Annotated in this window: 17 protein-coding genes; 12 read left to right on the forward strand and 5 right to left on the reverse strand. The window is 37.7% G+C overall.

Going from position 1 to position 19,184, the window contains the following annotated elements; all coding sequences use genetic code 11:
- Nucleotides 1-39: 39 nt before the first annotated feature.
- Both F936_RS07815 and F936_RS07820 read left to right on the forward strand, forming a co-directional pair.
- Nucleotides 40-399 (forward strand): 5-carboxymethyl-2-hydroxymuconate Delta-isomerase, encoded by a 360-nt coding sequence (locus F936_RS07815; protein WP_005039756.1) that lies wholly within the window; start codon nt 40-42, stop codon nt 397-399.
- An 81-nt stretch (nt 400-480) separates the two neighbouring features.
- Nucleotides 481-1,332 carry an AraC family transcriptional regulator gene (locus F936_RS07820; RefSeq protein ID WP_016802061.1) on the forward strand — a complete coding sequence of 284 codons (852 nt, stop codon included), beginning with the start codon at nt 481-483 and terminating at the stop codon, nt 1,330-1,332.
- A gap of 32 nt (nt 1,333-1,364) precedes the next feature.
- Here the strand turns inward: F936_RS07820 and thiM are convergent, their stop codons facing one another.
- From thiM to F936_RS07835, 3 genes are all read right to left on the reverse strand, one after another.
- On the reverse strand, nt 1,365-2,192 hold the full coding sequence (gene thiM, locus F936_RS07825) for a hydroxyethylthiazole kinase (protein ID WP_003652378.1): 828 nt from the start codon (nt 2,190-2,192) through the stop codon (nt 1,365-1,367).
- A gap of 36 nt (nt 2,193-2,228) precedes the next feature.
- Nucleotides 2,229-3,386: a hypothetical protein gene (locus tag F936_RS07830; RefSeq protein WP_004643238.1), complete on the reverse strand. Its 1,158-nt coding sequence runs from the start codon at nt 3,384-3,386 to the stop codon at nt 2,229-2,231.
- Between the two features lie 151 nt (nt 3,387-3,537).
- Nucleotides 3,538-3,795, reverse strand: a complete 258-nt coding sequence (locus F936_RS07835) for a hypothetical protein (protein WP_003652375.1) — start codon at nt 3,793-3,795, stop codon at nt 3,538-3,540.
- A gap of 318 nt (nt 3,796-4,113) precedes the next feature.
- Here F936_RS07835 and pepN point away from each other — a divergent pair, with 318 nt between their 5' ends.
- The 9 genes from pepN (at nt 4,114) to F936_RS07880 (ending at nt 15,114) form a co-directional block, all read left to right on the forward strand.
- On the forward strand, nt 4,114-6,720 hold the full coding sequence (gene pepN / locus F936_RS07840; RefSeq protein ID WP_005046439.1) for an aminopeptidase N: 2,607 nt from the start codon (nt 4,114-4,116) through the stop codon (nt 6,718-6,720).
- Nucleotides 6,721-7,312: 592 nt separating this feature from the next.
- Nucleotides 7,313-7,843, forward strand: a complete 531-nt coding sequence (locus F936_RS07845) for a Csu type fimbrial protein (protein WP_003652371.1) — start codon at nt 7,313-7,315, stop codon at nt 7,841-7,843.
- 74 nt (nt 7,844-7,917) lie between these two features.
- The gene (locus F936_RS07850; protein WP_005046442.1) at nt 7,918-8,622 is read left to right on the forward strand and encodes a fimbrial biogenesis chaperone; all 705 of its coding nucleotides are present in this window, start codon (nt 7,918-7,920) and stop codon (nt 8,620-8,622) included.
- Between the two features lie 9 nt (nt 8,623-8,631).
- Nucleotides 8,632-11,091, forward strand: a complete 2,460-nt coding sequence (locus F936_RS07855) for a fimbria/pilus outer membrane usher protein (protein ID WP_005046445.1) — start codon at nt 8,632-8,634, stop codon at nt 11,089-11,091.
- Complete coding sequence (locus F936_RS07860; protein WP_005046448.1) at nt 11,082-12,101, forward strand: Csu type fimbrial protein; 1,020 nt, start codon at nt 11,082-11,084, stop codon at nt 12,099-12,101. The genes F936_RS07855 and F936_RS07860 overlap by 10 nt, the downstream gene beginning before the upstream one ends.
- Before the next feature lie 229 nt (nt 12,102-12,330).
- The gene (locus F936_RS07865; RefSeq protein WP_005046451.1) at nt 12,331-13,017 is read left to right on the forward strand and encodes a glutathione S-transferase family protein; all 687 of its coding nucleotides are present in this window, start codon (nt 12,331-12,333) and stop codon (nt 13,015-13,017) included.
- A gap of 7 nt (nt 13,018-13,024) precedes the next feature.
- Nucleotides 13,025-13,786, forward strand: a complete 762-nt coding sequence (locus F936_RS07870; protein WP_016802073.1) for an SDR family NAD(P)-dependent oxidoreductase — start codon at nt 13,025-13,027, stop codon at nt 13,784-13,786.
- 9 nt (nt 13,787-13,795) lie between these two features.
- Nucleotides 13,796-14,479: an SDR family NAD(P)-dependent oxidoreductase gene (locus tag F936_RS07875; RefSeq protein WP_005046457.1), complete on the forward strand. Its 684-nt coding sequence runs from the start codon at nt 13,796-13,798 to the stop codon at nt 14,477-14,479.
- 77 nt (nt 14,480-14,556) lie between these two features.
- Nucleotides 14,557-15,114 carry a chorismate mutase gene (locus F936_RS07880; protein ID WP_005046459.1) on the forward strand — a complete coding sequence of 186 codons (558 nt, stop codon included), beginning with the start codon at nt 14,557-14,559 and terminating at the stop codon, nt 15,112-15,114.
- A 182-nt stretch (nt 15,115-15,296) separates the two neighbouring features.
- Here the strand turns inward: F936_RS07880 and F936_RS07885 are convergent, their stop codons facing one another.
- On the reverse strand, nt 15,297-15,632 hold the full coding sequence (locus F936_RS07885) for a hypothetical protein (protein WP_004643226.1): 336 nt from the start codon (nt 15,630-15,632) through the stop codon (nt 15,297-15,299).
- A gap of 693 nt (nt 15,633-16,325) precedes the next feature.
- Between F936_RS07885 and F936_RS07890 the strand changes: the two genes are divergently transcribed.
- The gene (locus F936_RS07890) at nt 16,326-16,877 is read left to right on the forward strand and encodes a TetR/AcrR family transcriptional regulator (RefSeq protein ID WP_017390030.1); all 552 of its coding nucleotides are present in this window, start codon (nt 16,326-16,328) and stop codon (nt 16,875-16,877) included.
- 76 nt (nt 16,878-16,953) lie between these two features.
- On the opposite strand, the gene F936_RS07895 is transcribed toward F936_RS07890, so the two are convergent.
- Nucleotides 16,954-19,140: a TonB-dependent receptor family protein gene (locus F936_RS07895; protein WP_005046464.1), complete on the reverse strand. Its 2,187-nt coding sequence runs from the start codon at nt 19,138-19,140 to the stop codon at nt 16,954-16,956.
- Nucleotides 19,141-19,184: the final 44 nt, after the last annotated feature.

The raw sequence follows: 19,184 nt of genomic DNA on the forward strand, positions 1-19,184 counted from the left end.
TAATTGGCTTAATTACTTATTACATAAATTGAGGTGGCTATGCCGCACATTGTAGTTGATTATTCAGATAACTTAACTGGATTAAACGCAAAACAATTACTTGAAGAAATTAATACAACGCTCATTGAAACAGAGTTGTTTAGCCCAGAAGACATTAAAAGCCGTGCGCGTAAAGATGATGTTTTCCTAATTGGTTTGGGACTAGAACAGGCTTATATTCATGTAAAAGTTTATATTTTGTCGGGAAGAAATGCAGAGCAAAAACAGCTGATGGGTGATCAGTTGTTAGCGGCACTCAGCAATAAAAATTATCTACAACAAGAGTTTAATAAAGAAATTCAATTGTGTGTTGAACTTGTTGATATGCCAAAAGAAGATTATTTTAAGCAAGTTGTATAACTTTAAAAAGCGCAATTTCGATCAAGAATAGAGATCAGCACTATGTAAAAGTAGTGCTATCGAATGAACAGACATAAATGTATGGCTGTATATACACAAAAGCTGCAACTGGTTTGCGATTATATTCAAAGACATTTAGATGAAGATTTAGATGTTGATCGATTGAGCCAGATTGCAGCCTTATCCAAATTTCATTTTCATCGTATTTTTACTGTTCATATTGGTTTAAATGTGATGAAGTTTATTCAACTTTCTCGTTTAAAGCGGGCTTCTTTTCAATTGGCTTTTGAACCCGATCTCAAAATTATTGAGATTGCATTACAAGCAGGGTTTGATAGTCCAGAGGCATTTACTCGTGCATTTAAGCGTTCATTTGATCAAACTCCTCGGGCTTTTAGAGATAAACCGGACTGGGAATCTTGGCACCAGAAGTTTGTTTTTACACTTCCGAAAAGTGAGCTAAAAATGAATGTAAATATTGTTGAGCGTCCTGCCCAAAAGATTGCGTATCTGTCGCATCTGGGAAGTCCAGATAAAGTTTTTGAAACTGCTGCACGTTTTATTGCTTGGCGTAAAGAAACGGGTTTATCACCCGTGACTAAATCAAGAACGTATGGCATTCCTTTTTCTGACCCAGAACAGACGCCATCAGACGCGTTTAGGTTTGACATTGCAGGGTCAATTGAAACGGCTGTACCTGAAAATATTTATGGCGTACAAACAGGGCAAATTCCTGCTGGGCGTTACGGGACCGTAAGACATTTTGGTAGCCATGACCAGATCAAAGAAAGTGTGTATTACATCTTTAAAAACTGGTTACCTGAGCAGCCCGAAGAAGCTGGAGATTATCCAGTTTTCTTTCACTATCATAACTTTGTGCATGATGTGAAAGAATGTGATCTTATTACAGATATATACTTACTTTTAAAGTAGTCCGTTACCCACAAAGGCATAACTTCTTGTGGTTATGCCTTTAAACCAAACAGCTTGATATTTGCATATTGCTCAATCAGGTTGGCATCTAACATATGGATATAGTCCATAAAAATGTTACTAAAACTTCCCATGGTTTGTGCCTGATTGGATGCAAGTTTACCCGCAATTGCAAAATGTATATGAGCTGAAAGCGCTGCAATGGTTGGAGTCGTTACCGCACTATATGCAGCGATTAATGCACCCAAAGCACATCCTGTTGCTGTAATTTTAGGTTGTAAGGGGCTGCCGCCGTTAATTTGGATAACGACATCTAGTTCTTTAGATAGAATGTAATCTGACTCACCTGAAATTGCGATACAGTCTGTATGTACTAATAGCGCGTAAGCCTGTCGATAGACATCATCACTACTAAGGGTACTATCTACACCTTTAGATTGAACCTGATTACCTGCAAGGGTACTGATTTCTGAAGCATTACCACGAATAATGCTTGGCTTAAATTGTAAAAGCTCGTCTGTCATTTGACTACGCCAAGCTAATATTGGCCCATAGCCAACCGGATCAAGTACCCATGGAATATCATTTAGCTGAGCTGTTTTAGCTGAGATCTGCATGGCTTGCATTTGCTCAGTGGTGGGCGTACCTAAATTAATGCTCAAGGCCGATGCGATTTTGGTAAAGCTTTCTGCTTCATAAGGATTATCAATCATCGCAGGCGAAGCACCAGACGCGAGTAATACATTGGCCGTATAGTTTGCAGCAACGCTATTGGTAATACATTGTACAAGAGGCGTTTTTGCTTGCATGTTGTACCAAGCTTCAATGACCTGTTCAATCAAACTAGATGTCGATGTCATATTATTATCCCTAGGTAAGCCAAAGTGATTATAAATTCAGTGGGTAAAATAGTGGTCTTGATGCTTACATTTTTGGCAAATCAAAGAAACATAATCTGCTGCATCATAGTCAACGCTTAAATCATTTGAGCCACAATACATACAACGTTTGACAGAATAAAAGTTTAAACGTGGTTCAATTTTTCGCCATGCTTTCCATACAGGTTGCACAAATATCTGTTCGTCGTAACCTAAGAAACGATTAAGCAAAATATAACTCATTTTACTGTAAGGAATATTGTGAGGACGGGGGAGCATAGAGGTTTCCCACTTTTCGGTCACGGCTCTTTCGCGATATTGTTCTAACGTTTTCTTTAATAGATTAGTGTTAATAAATTTATCATTGCGAGGCTGTAAAACTTTTTGTTTATACAGATATTCGAGTGCAGTTTGTACCAGATAATAAATCTGCCCAATTGCGAGTGAATCCATTAAACGATAGCAAAAGCTTTGAAAATTTGAATTCCCGGCAATTTGGATACCCCAAGTTCGGCAGTAGAACTGCATGAACTGGATAATTTCTTGATAGAGCACCTGAAAAAGTACGTCTTTAACTTCATCTGCACTACGAAAAGGAATGCCGAAACTTAAGTTTTCATAAAACCAATTGCGTAACTGTTGAGCCACACTAAATAAACTTGGATCACTATAGCCATCTAAACGAATATTTAAGTGAAAACATTGTGGGTCATCAGTTTGGTCATTTGCATTCAAAATGCCATCTTTATGCAACTGTTTAATTAAATAGCTCTGAAACATCCAGTTAGGCGTGATGTGATGGTATTTAATTTTGTCCCAATGAATATATTCATCATGAGCGATTTCTTCACGGGCATAGTCGTCTAGGAGACTTAGCAAGAAAAGTTTATGTAAAAAGCTGAGCTGTTCCAGACTGCGTTGTGGTTGTTCTTTTGACTTAAAATGGCGTTGTTCTTGTAGGCGTGTTTGTTGTAGAAGCTTTTTCCGTTGTTTTGTGCATGTATCACAGTGGCAAGTCATTCTTTGATCTTTAAATAGACGGTGCTGACAATGACTGCATTCATGGAATTGAATGTCTTGTTCAAATTGCTCGGCATCTACCCAATACATTGAGGCTTGGCAGAGAGGGCAATGGCTACTTTCATCTAGCTGTTTCTGTAGAATTTGTAAGGCCATTTTGCTCCGAACATAAAATAAAAATGATGGGGCTATTATACACAGCCGTGCTGTAGATGGCGGAGATTGCCACTTTCGTTTGTTGCTAAAATAGAAAAACCTAAAATCTATGTTTCGATTTTAGGTTTTCATAGTGGGCTAAAAAGTTGAATTAAACAGGGCACGGCAAGCTCTCATCATTTTGGCCAAGCTTTTTGGCTTTAATAAGCGCCTGTACTTTTTTACTTGGTAATTTCAGTTTCCCTAACGAATCGTAAGTATTAACAATAGAAGTAACCTCCTGAGTAGTAATAGAAATACCTTCCGCAGATAAGAACACGGCAATCACATGGTGATCGAGTCCTGCTGCTGATAGATCATGAATAGCTTTAATGTTCTCTAGTCGATGAAAATGTGCTTTGAATTCCATGCTGACACCTCTTGTTCTAATTTAGATACCCATATTGGTATATTTAATTAGGCAAGAACCATGCCCAAAATGTAAGCTGACTCTAAAAAATGTTAAAAGCTAGAGGTGTTTTATTTTTATTGTATAGATTGCTTATATAAACAACGATTATCGTAAATTTGGTCTAATCTGTGCTAATAAAACAGGATTCTAATTTGAAATGTATAAATGAAGTCCCATTAATTTCATAAAGGTAATCAAATACAGTATGTATGACTTGGCGTATGATATTTCATGACGACTCATACTACCGTTTAGACGAGTATATAAGGAATAAAGATGAATATTGCGGCGCAGCCTCCAGTTCAGGCAGATCAGACAGTTTATTTAAAAGATTATCAAAAACCTGCGTTCTTGGTTGAATCAATTAATCTTGATATCCAAGTATATGATGACAAAACAATTGTTGATTCGACATTAGTGATGAAGCGTCAAACTGCTGGAGATTTGGTGCTATTAGGCCGTGACCTAGAATTGCAATCTGTTCAGCTCAATGGACAAATTCTCACTCCTGCACAATATTCACTCGATAGTGAACAACTGGTGATCACTAATGCACCAGATGAAGTCATTTTACAAACGCAAGTCATTATTCATCCTGAAACGAATACTCAATTAGAAGGCTTATATAAAGCAGATGACTTGTTTGTAACGCAGAACGAACCTGAAGGTTTCCGCAAAATCACATTCTATCCAGACCGTCCAGACGTACTTTCTGTATTTACTACACGTGTAGAAGCAGACAAAAAATATCCCGTGTTACTTGCAAATGGTAATTTGCTTGAAACGGGTGAGGTAGGTGAAAACCGCCACTTTGCAATCTGGCAAGACCCAACCAAAAAGCCAAGCTATTTGTTCGCTTGTGTCATTGGTGATTTAGCTGTTCTTAAAGATCGCTATACGACTTCTGAAGGGCGTGATGTTGCTTTAGAAATTTATGCAATTGAGAAAGACATTCCAAAATGCCATATCGCAATGGAAGCATTAAAGCATTCTATGCGTTGGGACGAAGAACACTATGGCCGTCCTTATGATCTCGACAACTATATGATCGTTGCGGTAAGTCAGTTCAACATGGGGGCAATGGAAAATAAAGGTTTAAATATCTTTAATACCGCATGCGTGCTTGCAGATGAAGAATACACAACTGATGCTGCAATTATGCGCGTACAGTCTGTGATTGCGCATGAATATTTCCATAACTGGACAGGTAACCGTATTACTTGCCGTGACTGGTTTCAGCTCTGCTTAAAAGAAGGCTTAACGGTATTCCGTGATCAGTCATTCTCTGAAGATTTACAATCTGCTGCGGTTCAACGTATTGATGACGTCGCCGTACTTAAATCACACCAATTCCCTGAAGATGCAGGTCCATTGTCGCACCCACCACGTCCAGATCACTTTGTCGAAATTAATAACTTCTATACGGCGACTGTCTATGAAAAAGGTGCGGAAATTAACCGTATGATGTCGACCTTGTTAGGTAAAGAAAAATACCGTCAAGGGACTGATGAATATTTCCGCCGTCATGATGGACAAGCCGTGACTGTAGAAGATTGGGTCGCTGCATTAACTGCTGGCTCAGGTGTTGATTTATCTGCCTTTTTAACTTGGTATAACCAACCTGGAACTCCAAAGCTTGAAGCAAAAGGAGAATATGATGCAGCAGCGCAAACTTATCGTTTAAGCTTTAAACAAAGCCTAAAAGCACATCCTAAATATCCAAATTTAAAAGCTGTTCCGATTCCTGTGGCATTAGCACTATTTAATGCTAAAACAGGTGAGCAATATACATTGCACAGTGAGAACCTATTTGTAAACGATGTTAAAGATGGCGTGTATTTGTTTGACCAAGATGAGGCAACCATTGAGTTTACAGGTGTGACTGAACAACCAGTTGTTTCGCTACTCCGTAATTTCTCTGCACCCGTAAACCTTGTGTTTAATTATACTGATGACGAGTTAGCTTTCTTAATTCAGCACGAAACCAATGGCTTTAACCAATGGCAAGCAACGCAAACTTTGCTTGAACGTATTTTGCTAGAAGACCATTCTGCGGATGCATACATTCAGGCAATTCAAAGTACTTTGCCTGAGTTAGTTGGTCGCGACCCGCTATTGGCATCGCGTTTGTTTGATGTACCAAGCGAAGGTTATTTGGGTAGCCGCATCGATCAGAACTATGCACCAGCTGATATTCATGTAAAACGTGAAGCATTGCTCAATCGTTTAGCACAAGAGTTGGGTTCATTCTGGAAAGATACTTACCTTACACTTGACCCAGATCTGCAAAAAGAATTTTCTTTGGCAATGGGTGTACGTGCGTTAAAGAACATCATGCTGATGATGATAGCTCGTCAGGGTGATCAAACCGCATTTGAACTCGCACATGTGCAATATCAGAACACGGGTAATATGTCTGAACGTTTAGGTGCACTACGTGTACTAGTTTGGCAAAATGCGCCTCAAGCTCAAGATGTACTTGCTGATTTCTATGATCGTTTTAAAGATGAAGCTTTATCTTTAGATCAGTGGTTTATGATTCAGGCTGCAAACCCGAATGCGACAACTGAAACAATTGAATACCTCACTCAACATCCTGATTATGATTTAACAACTCCAAACCGTATTCGTGCGGTGAGTGGAGGATTGTCAAATAATCCTGAAAACACGTGGGGCTTTGGTGTAGCTCACTTTATTAACCTTGCACAATATCTTGACGAGAAGAATCCAATTTTAGGTTCACGACTGTTACAGGTATTGTCACGTTGGTACACTTTGGCAGAACCTCAGCGGACTCAAGTGCAACAGGCTTTGCAAGCATTGCAGCCTAAAGTGAAATCGAAAAATGTCTCTGAAACTTTAAATAGTATGTTGAGTGTTTAATTAGACTTAAATATAAAAAATAAAGGTCTCGTAAGAGGCCTTTATTTTTATATGTCTCTATAGAGATTTAATGCTTTAAAAAATAAAACTTTCCTTGTAGTAATTCGTCTTTAGCTCCATTTCTCATAATTTTACTTTTATTTAAATTATAATATTTGATAGTTTGTTTGAAATTTATATTTAAGTAATTATATACAATCAAAATTTAAGAGAGCAATAATATAAAAATAAAGTAAGTAAATCTGTATTTAGTATTTAGTTTCATAAAATTAGCTAAATTTTTGACATATTTATTTAAATTTTACTTAATAAATTTTGTGAAGGTTTTATTTAAATTATTTAAATCAATGGGTTGGTTTTTTGGTGTGTTAATTTTTGTATCTGTGGAGTTGGCTTGAGTAATTATATTTTGTTAATTAGAAATTAAAATAGTAATAAGATCATGCATTTTAATTGTTTTTATGTATGATGTTTAAAATAGGGTAAAAAAATAAACTTTAAAAGGAGCAGTCAAATAAAAATGATTGTAAGAATAAGTGCTAAATTTTTTATATCTATTAGTTTTAACAATTTAATTTAAAAGGTTTTGACTATGAAAAAGACTTTTTTTCATTTATCAGTAATTGCTGCAGCATTATGTTCTCTCAATTCAGCAAATGCAGCTACAGCAACGGGTACATTAACTGTTCAGGCAACAGTAACGAATAGTTGTGTATTGAATACTTCAGCTACAGGTACAACAGCGAATGCAGTTTTAGACTTTGGGACTTTAAGTTCTCTTGCTAGCAACGTAGATGCAGACACCACAACGGCAGGTGGTACCTCAATCAAAGTCCTTTGTAACAACACTGTGCCGTGGACTTTGGCTTTTGATGCTGGGCAAAATGCTCAAACGACTCAACGCCGTATGATTGGTGGAGCAACAAGTAACGAATATATTCCTTATAACCTCTACTCAGATACGGGGCATGCCACAGCAATCGGCATTGCAACGACTGCCTATAGTGGAACTGGTAGTGGTGCAGTACAAACAGTGAATGTATATGGCCGTATTCCAGCTGGCTCAACGCTGCCGAGTGCGGGTAGCTATCTTGATACAGTAACAATAACAGTAACTTATTAATTTTTATAAATTAGAAATATTGTTAGCCCTTTTGAAAGGGCTAACACATTAAAAAAGTTATATTTGAGTAAATCATGAAAAAAAATATATTTATTATTACGGGATTATTCTTATCTTTTTCTAGCATTATTAACGCCGCTACAATTCGTCTTTCGCCTGTGAATGTAGAAATATTAAGTAATCAGAGTGCTGCTTCAATTAGTTTATTTAATCAATCGAATGAAAGTAGTGATTTGCAGATTCGTGTATTTGAATGGACTCAGAAAAATGGACAGGATCAGTTAATACCTACAGATGAAATCGCAATTAGCCCGCCATTTTTAAAACTACAGTCTAATGATTCTTATAACTTGCGTGTAGTTAGAATTAATCCAGCACCTGTTTCTGGTGAAAAAACGTATCGTATTATTATTGATGAACTACCAAAGCCAATTGATAGCCGTAAAGCAGCTCAAGGGGTTAACGTACTTTTACGCTCGTCATTGCCTGTATTTGTAGTAAATAAAGACGCGATTACTCAATTAAATTGGAAAATTGATGCTAATCAGGAGGTGCCTTCCTTAAATATTAGTAATATTGGAAACCGGCATGCACTTTTAAATGACTTAACGCTTGTGGATACCACAGCAAATAAAAGCTATCCGATTAAAGTAAATACGGTGAATGGTTATATTCTTGCGGAGCAGGCACGAAGCTACTCTATTAATAATTTTACATATCAGCCAAATCATAAATACAGCGTTTCTCTGACAGTTAATGGTAAGAAAATCACACTTTAAGAGGCTTATATGAAATACATTATAGGTGTCTTATGTGTTGCATATCTTCCTGCGTATTCTTTTGCTGAGCAACTCCAAGATAATACGAACACTCCAATTCCCAGTGTTCCTAAATCTATAGATAGCAATAATAAATATGCACAGGTGAATACCAATGGAGAGGAACAATATCTTAATTTTACTCAGCTTTTTTTAATTGTTTCTATCAATTCAAATGCGGCTGAAGACTTAGTTGCTGTGAAGCAATCTAAGGATGGAAAGCTATATATTCGCTCTGGTGCCTTAAAAACTTTAAGAGTGAAAATGGATGAGCATGTTGCTGATAGCCAATGGGTGGGTATTAATGAACTAAAAGGAATTCAGTTTAGATATCTAGAGAATGAGCAATCTCTAAACTTACAAGTTCCTTCAAGCATGTTGACGGATTATTCAGTTGACTTAAATGGTCAACAGCTCACGAGTCCTCATTTACTGAAAATGAAGCCCTTAAATGCGGCCATTTTGAACTATAGCCTCTATCACACCATGACCAATGACGAGAATGTTTTCTCCGGTTCGGCAGAAGGGATCTTTAACAGCGCAATTGGTAATTTTTCATCAGGGGTTTTATACAACGGCAGTAATGAAACTAGTTATAGCCATGAAAAATGGGTACGTCTGGAAAGTAAGTGGCAGTATGTAGACCCTGAAAAGATCAGAATATATACCTTAGGAGACTTTATTTCCAATAGTTCTGACTGGGGGAGTAGTGTACGACTAGCTGGTTTTCAGTGGTCGAGTGCTTACACCCAACGAGGTGATATTGTCACCTCGGCACTCCCACAATTTTCCGGTTCGGCTGCACTGCCTTCGACACTAGATTTATACGTTAACCAACAAAAGATTTATTCAGGACTTGTTCCCTCAGGTCCGTTTGATATTAAGCAGCTACCGTTTATTTCGGGTAATGAAGTCACGCTTGTGACTACCGATGCGACGGGTCAGCAGAGCATTACTAAACAGGCTTACTATTTTTCATCTAAAATTCTGGCAAAAGGGATTAATGAATTTTCAGTAGATGTCGGGGTTCCTCGTTATAACTATGGGTTGTATTCAAACGATTATGATGATGCCACTTTTGCTTCGGGTGCGATTCGATACGGCTACAGCAACTCGCTGACCTTAAGCGGTGGTGCAGAAGCTTCAACAGATGGGCTATCAAATCTGGGCACTGGTTTTGCCAAGAACCTGTTTGGTTTCGGGGTAATTAATGCCGACATTGCAGCGAGCCAGTATAAAGATGAAAACGGTTATTCTGCCTTAGTTGGTTTAGAAGGGCGTATCAGTAAGAATATTTCGTTTAATACCAGTTATCGCAAAGTATTTGATAACTATTTTGACCTTGCCCGTGTGTCTCAAATTCGATATTTAAAAGATAATCAAACCGATGCTGAACCCAAAAACTATCTAAGCTACAGCGCACTGGCAGATGAAATTTTTAGGGCAGGAATTAACTATAATTTTTATGAGGGGTATGGAGCTTATCTGGGTTATAACCAGATTAAATTTAGCGACAATTCTTATAAATTAGTGTCTGCCAATTTGAGTGGAAGTATAAACAAGAACTGGGGATTTTATACCTCAGCGTATAAAGATTATGAAAATCACAAAGACTATGGCATTTACTTTGCGCTGCGTTATACACCATCTACCAGAATCAATGCGATTACGAGTGTATCTAGTGATAGCGGCAGGTTGAGTTACCGTCAAGAAATATTCGGTTTATCAGAACCTCAAATCGGTTCATTTGGATGGGGTGGCTATGTTGAGCACGATCAGGATGCGAATCAAAACAATGCATCTATCTATGCTTCTTACCGTGCTCGGGCAGCCTACCTGACAGGTCGATATAACCGAATTGGGGATAATGACCAAGTTGCAGTTTCAGCGACAGGATCGTTGGTTGCGGCAGCTGGACGGATTTTTGCAGCTAATGAAATTGGAGATGGCTACGCTGTTGTGACCAATGCTGGACCGCAAAGCCAAATTATAAATGGTGGAGTCAATTTAGGTGTAACTGATAGTTCTGGAAGATTTCTGATTCCTAGTCTAATGCCATATAAAGAGAATCATATTTATTTAGATCCATCGTATCTACCTTTAAATTGGAGTGTTAAATCTACAGATCAAAAAACAGTGGTTGGTTATCGCCAAGGCGGTCTTATTGATTTTGGTGCTCATCAGGTTATTTCAGGGTTAGTAAAACTTGTTGATTCGAACAACTCAGCGTTATTGCCAGGTTATACGGTTCGAATTAATGGGCAACAAGATGGGGTGGTTGGCTACGACGGTGAAGTATTTATTCCAAACCTTTTAAAGCAAAACAAACTTGAAGTCGATCTTCTGGATCATGGTTCATGCCAAGTTGACTTCACATATAACAGTAATCAGTACTCAACTAAAAAATTGGGACCTTATGTATGTCATTAAATATTATGAATAAGGCTCAAATAGAGAGCTATAAGAAATTTTCATTGTCTTTAAAATACTTTATAGGCATTGGCTTATTTTATCTCGTTTATGCATTTTTTAGTCCGGCACATGCGGCTTGTACGGTAACTGGAACCACTAATAGTACGTTTACTTACACGGCAGCAAATATTAATAGTGATGCAACTGTAAACCTTTCAGGCACAATTACTTGCACGAATTTAGGACTTCCCCAGATTTCTAATTTCATGTGTATGAAAACCGTATTTACTGGAACCACAAATGCAATTAACAGTGTTTCATTACCTTATACAGTCACTGCAACTGTAGGTGGGGCTGGGTCTTCTTCCACAAATCAAACTTCAAATGTATGGTATGGTCCAGTGAGAACGGTCGCTTCAAATAATATTGTGAGTTACTCGGTAAATGTAAAAGTACCAGCCCAAACGGGGTCACTCATTGCATATCCTAAAGGAACATATACGGCTTCGGTTCGGTTGTATTGGGATATGGATCTTTTGGGTTTATCATGCGGTGATTTAATTGGTGGCTGGGATTCAGGTGATACATTGCTAACAGCAAACTTTGTGGTGCCAAGTTTGTGCCAATTAAACTCAACCTCTACTGTAGATTTCGGCAATATTAATGATATTAGTACGACTAAGCATGATTACACAGCGCAAGGAGCTGTAAATTCGACCTGTAATTATGGAACGCCATATAGCATTTATTTAGGGGATGGGAATAACCGTATTGCTGGTGGCTTTAGACGTATGACCAATGGCAATAATGAATTTATTCCCTATCAGTTATATAAAGATTCTAACTATAGTACGGTGTGGGATGCTACAGGAGGCGTAACCAATGTTGGAGGGGCAGGAGGAGTCTCAAAAACTGGTACAGGTAGCGCTCAAACTACTCCAGTGTATGGAAAAATTCTGCAAAGTATTTCCATTGCAAGTACACCAGGTAATTATTCTGATAGTGTTGTTGTTACAGTGACTTATTAATTTATCAAATATACGCGGTTCTATTTTAGTAAAAATGGTTCCGCATAATTTTAATTATATTCATTAAAACTGGCTGAGCATAAAACGATATAAATCAAATTATTTTAGTTTTTTGAAACTTGTCCGTCATCAAAAACGGTTTGACTTAAAAATACATACTGTATATTTATTGATTAGTTCTAAAAAAGAACTAGTAAGCAAAACAGGCAATTAAAATAAAGGTGAATAAATGTCGGATATTATTTTGCATCAATGGGAGATTTCCCCATTTTGTCAGAAAGTTTCAAGAATTCTGAAATTTAAAGGAATTTCATTTGAAACAGTTAACTATAACGGCATTTTGGGGGCTAAAGTTCCTTTACTGAGTAAAGTGGGCAAGGTGCCTGTAATTGACCATAATGGACAGCGAATACAAGACAGTACCCGAATTGCTCGTTATCTGGATGAAATTTACCCAGATAAGCCTCGGCTCTATCCAGAAGATCCAAATCAAAAGGCTCTTGCAGAGTTATGGGAAGACTGGGCAGATGAGTCTCTCTATTTTTATGAAGTCTATTTACGAGTAAATGATCCAGAAGCCCTAGATGAAGCAATTCGTATTAGCAGTATTGGTCGCCCATCTTATGAAAAGCCAATGATAAAAGGATTTATTTTAGCTGAATTGAAAACACAGCTTTTCTTTCAGGGCCTTGGCCGAATGAAAGCTGAACATGTTGAAGAAGAGTTTAGAAGACACTTAGGCCGCATTGAACAAGTTTTATCACAAAGTGAGTGGTTGGTTGGAGACTCTCAGACAATTGCTGACATTGCTGTTGTCGCTCAACTAGGTGAAGTGATTCACACAAGCAAAAAGTTTCGTAAAGAAATTTTGGATCATCCCTCTATTGCATTATGGTATAAAAAACAAACAGGGTGAAATGACTATGACATTAGCAACACCAGATAAAATATTAGATTGTGTAGTTGTTATTGGCGTTGGGGCATCACAAGGTATTGGTGCAGCTGTGTGCCATCGTTTTGCAAAAGAAGGCTTAAAAGTTTATGTCGCTGGGCGTACTTTCCAAAAAATTGAAGCAGTGGCTGCCGAAATCCATTCGAAAGGCGGTGACGCTGTTGCATTTCGTTTAGATGCAGAAGATGTAAAGCAAGTACAAGCCTTGTTTGACACAATTACTAGTCAAAATGAGCGCATTACTGCTGTAATTCACAATGTAGGAGGGAATATTCCCTCAATTTTTTTACGCAGCCCGCTATCGTTTTTTACTCAAATGTGGCAATCCACTTTTCTATCGGCGTATTTAGTTTCTCAAAGCTGTCTAAAAATCTTTAAAGATCAAAACCACGGTACGCTTATTTTTACTGGGGCGAGTGCTTCTTTGCGCGGAAAACCTTTTTTTGCAGCTTTTACGATGGGTAAGTCTGCCTTGCGAGCTTATGCACTAAATTTAGCTCAAACCTATAAATCACAAGGCATACATATTGCTCATGTGATTATTGATGGAATGGTCGATGGCGATAGAGTGAATAAAGCATTATTTGGCCTAGGGCGTTTAGCCCGTCTTACGCGTGGAACGGGTGGGCTCAATATTGATGCAATTGCAGAAAACTATTGGATGCTTTACCAACAAATGCCTGAGCTCTGGACACATGAGTTGGATTTACGCCCTTATCAAGAAAAATTTTGAGAGACTAAAATGCTAAAAAAAATATGTCAGAGATTTCAAAAAAAGCAGGGCTGTGTTGTCGTTGCTGGTCATGACTTACACTTGATCGAGCGTGATTTTGTAATTCTAGATAGAAATGCCCAATTTCCATTACATCTTTATCAAGTTGTACATGATTCTGCCGTGCAGAATATGCAAGCCCATTCTATAAATGATGGCGTGACAGCAGTTCATTTGAACTTGGTGAATGCTGATCATTTAAAAAGCTTGTTGAATTATATTTCCAGTCACAGACATACAATTGAACTGTGTGTGTTTCAGCCTAACTTTTCATCTTCGCCAAATATTGAGGCTTTATCTTTAGAAGAGATTGAATACCATTGGCAGACCACAGGTTTAAGTGCAGTGAGTGTAGCGCAAGCTGTGATTAAGCCTATGTTAAAACAGCAACGGGGCACAGTTATTTTTCTTGGAGCGCCATTTAGCAACTCGACTCATTATGATGTATTAAGCCAAAGCATGTTTGCGGGTGTTCGCGCTTTATCTCAATCGTTGGCAAGAGAGTTTCAACCTAAAGGCATTCATATCACCTATTGTATGGTTGAGAAATGGGATGGACAAAACCAGCACTTTATTTCATCTGTAAAGCAAGTGTGCCAACACATCTATCAACAACCTGATTCGGCATGGAGCCAAGAACTTAGCCTATCTTGAAATTTTACTTTTGCATGTTGTTAAAATACAGTACTGATCTGGAATGATGACAGAACAATAATTTCGATAGGTATTACATGGCAAAAATTAAGCGTGTTCAGCAAGCTATTAAAGCGGTTTGTACGTTGGCAGTTTTCATGTGCTTTTCTTCATTAGCTCAAGCATATCAATATGATCAAACTGCCCGTTTAATTAACGAGCGCTTATCTTATATGAAGGATGTAGCGGGTTATAAAGCAGAGCAGCATTTGCCGATTGAAGATTTAACTCAAGAAAAGAAAGTTCTCGATCAATCTGTTTCCGAAGCTGAATCTTTTGGTTTAAATAGCGAAACAGTGAAGCCATTTATTGTGACTCAAATGAATGTTGCTAAGGCAATTCAGTACCGATATCGAGCAGACTGGTTGTCGAGTCCGGAAACCAATTGGAAGCCCCAAGATTTAGCAGAAGTACGCTTAAAAATTAGTACGCTAAACACGGAGCTTCTAAAAAATATTGCCTATGAACTTAAGAAAAATAACAACAAAGCACCTCATAGCTGTGGCTACATGTGGTCTGTGCAGCATCCTCAACTTAAAGAAGCAGACAAGAAAGTTTTATGTGTGGCACTAAATAAAATTAAGTTAAAAGACTGAATTTCATAAGCTTCATTAGAAACTGATTATTCAAGCAATATTTTGGGATGAGCAACCCTACATTGTTTCTATACATCAAACTTTTCTGAATAGGAGTTTTGATAGACTAAAGAGTACTGTTGCATTAAGAGTGACTAAACAGGACTTCTTAGAGATCGGATAAGGTATTAAATATCAAAATGTTAACTTAAGAATGCAGTAAAACTCTTGCATTTGAAACTTAAGTCATCATCTTCCACTTGTCTAATTTCATAATTAACATTATCCCACTGATTTTTGTGCTTTTCGATAAGTAACGTCGGGAATTGTTGAAAATTATTTCTAAAACTATCATTCAGACTTAAATCTGAAATATGGTTAAAGCATACATTAAATTTAGGGGATGAAGGATCATGTAAATTCTTAGATAGAATCAAAACAAGGTTGTAGCAGTTCATTATAGGATCATGTTCTAGCTTGAATGTATCTACATGATCAAAATTAAAAAAATTCCCATTCATTTCGTCTAGGTCTAACATAATTATCCTTATTTTAAAGTAGTTGATAAAATATATTATTAAGTAGTGGTTCATATTAACTAAAGATGAGCTAATAATGAGTTTTTAACTAAGTAATTTAATACTCTAATCTAATGAAAAATAATAATTATTTAACCATTTTCTAGTCAATATCACATTGACACCTAAAACCTCTCCGATTATCCTTTGCCTGCTGGCCACATTGCCAGTCGGTTTTAGCAGACCGTTTTCATCTAGCACATCAAAAAAGCAATTTTTTGGTGTCGAACTCGTTCGTCTCCCTTCGTAGCGGTAGGACGGAGGAGGGACGCCCTCGGGCGTGCCGGTTCCTAGATGACTGGTCTGCTAACCCTTCTTCGTTCTGCCACCATAATCATTTAGCAGTGATTTGGTAGAACTTCTATTTCATCTAGGAGTCCGCTATGCGTACCAATTCTTCTTATTTCTTGGCCTTTGCCAAATTCTCACTATTCATACCATTTAAACAGTTTTTAAAACGGTTTAATCGACTATAGGTTTTCTACACCTTTAGATCATTACGACTAAAAAATCATAGCAACAATAAAACCTGAGATAGGCGAACACACCACTTTTGTGTCGTTTTCGCATGCCTGTTTTTAGCGCTCATTTTAAGAGTGACGGTATTTCTATCTCTTTTATATACAACAAAAAATTATTTTAAACGGTATGTCTATGCCAAATTTAGAAGCTTCATTTAGAGCACTACAAGTGTTCCACGCGGCAAAAGATTTATTTAATCAACATGGGTTTCACGTCGGTATCGACCGAATTATTAGTGAAGCCAAAATTCCAAAAGCCACCTTTTATAATTACTTTCACTCTAAAGAAAAACTGGTTGAGATGTCTCTGACTTTTCAAAAAGATGCATTAAAACATGAGGTGTTTTCTATTATTCATTCGTACCAAGAACTTATGGTTTTCGATAAGTTAAAGAAAATCTACTTCTTACATGCAAACTTAAATGGCTTTTATCGATTGCCATTTAAAGCGATTTTTGAAATTGAAAAGCTTTATCCAGCGGCCTATAAACTCGTCATTGACTACCGAAATTGGTTTATTAACGAAATTTATAAGCTACTTTTAACCATAAAAGTTACAGCCACAGTTGAAGATGCTTACATGTTTTTATTTGTGATTGATGGGGCAATGGTTCAACTTTTAAATGCAAATAAGATTGATGAAAGAGATAAGCTATTAGAATATTTTATGTCGATGCTTGTTTAGGTTGATTAATACTCTAGTTTTTAATGCCTTTAGAAAAGCCCTCCGAAGAGGGCTTTTTGTTCAATTTGATTTAGCTTTAAAAGTCAAAAGATGTTTGTAGATAGAAAGTACGTGGTTGCCCTACATACTTACCACCTGTAGAGTCAGTTGAGCGGGTAAAATATTGCTTATCAAAGACATTCTTTATTCCGCCAGCGATTTTTAAACCTTTAACTTGTGAACTTAAGTCATAAGAGGTACGGACCGCAAAAGTGGTATAACCCGGAATATCTCCATATTTACCATCAGCAGTTTCTTCTGTTTGATAGACATTACTATCTGGAAGATCTGGTGAATGCTGCTTAGACTGTGCAAACATATCAGCATTTAAAGACCATTTATCCATGGTATAACCTAACCCAACATTACCGACATGGCGCGAGTAAAATGGTAGGTCTTTATCTTTAAACTGACCAGCTTCAGCTACTGCTTTGGTGAAAGTATAGTTACCATATACTTTTAAGCCTTCTAACACGTCTGTTAATTGACCGAAATCATAGCTAATACCTGTTTCGACACCCTTATGGCTGGTTGCACCTAAATCTGTCCAGATTCCGTTATTGCCAGCATCACGTACTAATGAAAGCTCTTTATCAAAGTCTAGATAGAACACGGTAAATTCGGCATTTAAACCGTTACCTAAATATTTGGTTCCAATTTCGTAGTTATTAGACTTCTCTGGATGTAAACCTTCGGTTGTAGCCGTTGCGGTTGTTCCTTCAAGACGTGCTAATTGGCTGTATTGCTGTGGACCAAAAGATACACCAGCGTTTGCAAATATATTCCAATTTTCATTTGCTGAGTACACGACAGACAAACTTGGCAAAAATTCGTCTGAATCAATTTTTGGATAAACAGTATTAGGTTGTCCTTTGTTATAACCTGTGAAGTTATTATGGGTTTCAATTGATTCGAAACGAACGCCTGGTGTAATCGTCCAACGACCCAGTTCCATACGGTTGTCGATATATACCGCATGCGCTTTAGTACCACCTTCGCTGCTACTACGTGGAGCAAAATCTGGGGCTGATGAACCTGCTGAATAAGATGCAGTACGTCCAGCAAACTCAGAACTTTCTTCTTTTAAGTAGCGATAGCCTACCGTTACTTCATTTTGAGTATTACCTAGTTGATAAATACGAGAGTAACGCGGTTCAATTGCGTAGACCTTATAATCACGTGGAGCAGAGTCGAGGCGCTTTTGACCATTAGCTAACACAGTCTCAAGATTACTTGTGCGGAAAGAGTCAATGTAGTAAGTCAGAACTTCGAAGTTATTTTTTTCATCTTTATGGTTATAACGTAAAGACACATCAGTACGTCGACCTGCAAAGTAGTTTTTTTCACCAGAAGACTGATAAGGGTTTTCAGCATACTGAGCCTGAGTTAAACCCTCTGGCATTTCGCCTCGACCTTCATAATGATGCAGATTTAAAGCAACTGAATCTTTATCATTAAATTGATAAGCAGACTTTAACATTACATCATCGATATCAATCTTATTGTTAGCTTCTCGATAACCATTTCCTTTAGTCCCTGAGTATAATATGGCAAGGCCTAATCCATTATCTAAAGTTCCCCCAACAAATAGATTAGGACTGAGTTTTACTTGGTCAGTACCAGATGCATATTCTGAAGTTAAGCTAACAGTTCCACTAAAATCTTGAGGAATTGATCGGGTCGCAAAGTTAATAATTCCGCCTACGTTTTGAGGCCCAAAACGAACTGACCCCGCACCACGGACGACATCAACTGATTCAATATTACCAATTGAAACAGGCGCTAAAGATAACTGTGGCTGACCATATGGTGCAAATGAAAGAGGAACGCCATCGACAAGAACTGTTGAGCGAGGTGATAGGCGGGATGCTAAACCACGAACTCCAATATTGAGAGAAACATCACTACCACCTGTTCCACTGCTATCTTGAGCCTGAACTCCAGGAATTTGCTTTAGAGCTTCTCGAATTGAAGTTGCAGCTGTTTCATCTAGACGCTTGCGGTCGACAATAGTTCGGGCACCAGCATGTTTGTGAACAGTTTCAGCATTTGCTTCTTCTAACCAGTTACCTTGCGCCTTAATAGTGATGGTTGGTAATGCGCTGGTAGCTGTATCTTCGGCATGTGCTGGAATTGCTAGATAAGTACAAGCAATTCCGATTGCATAGCTAAGTGTAGAAACTTTGAACTTAAAATTTGGAAGTGAAGGGGTTGAGCGGTCCATGTTTATGTATCGAAATCCTAAACGATAATTATAATCATTATAGT

The sequence above is a fragment of the Acinetobacter calcoaceticus DSM 30006 = CIP 81.8 genome (assembly GCF_000368965.1).
Classification (GTDB): domain Bacteria; phylum Pseudomonadota; class Gammaproteobacteria; order Pseudomonadales; family Moraxellaceae; genus Acinetobacter; species Acinetobacter calcoaceticus.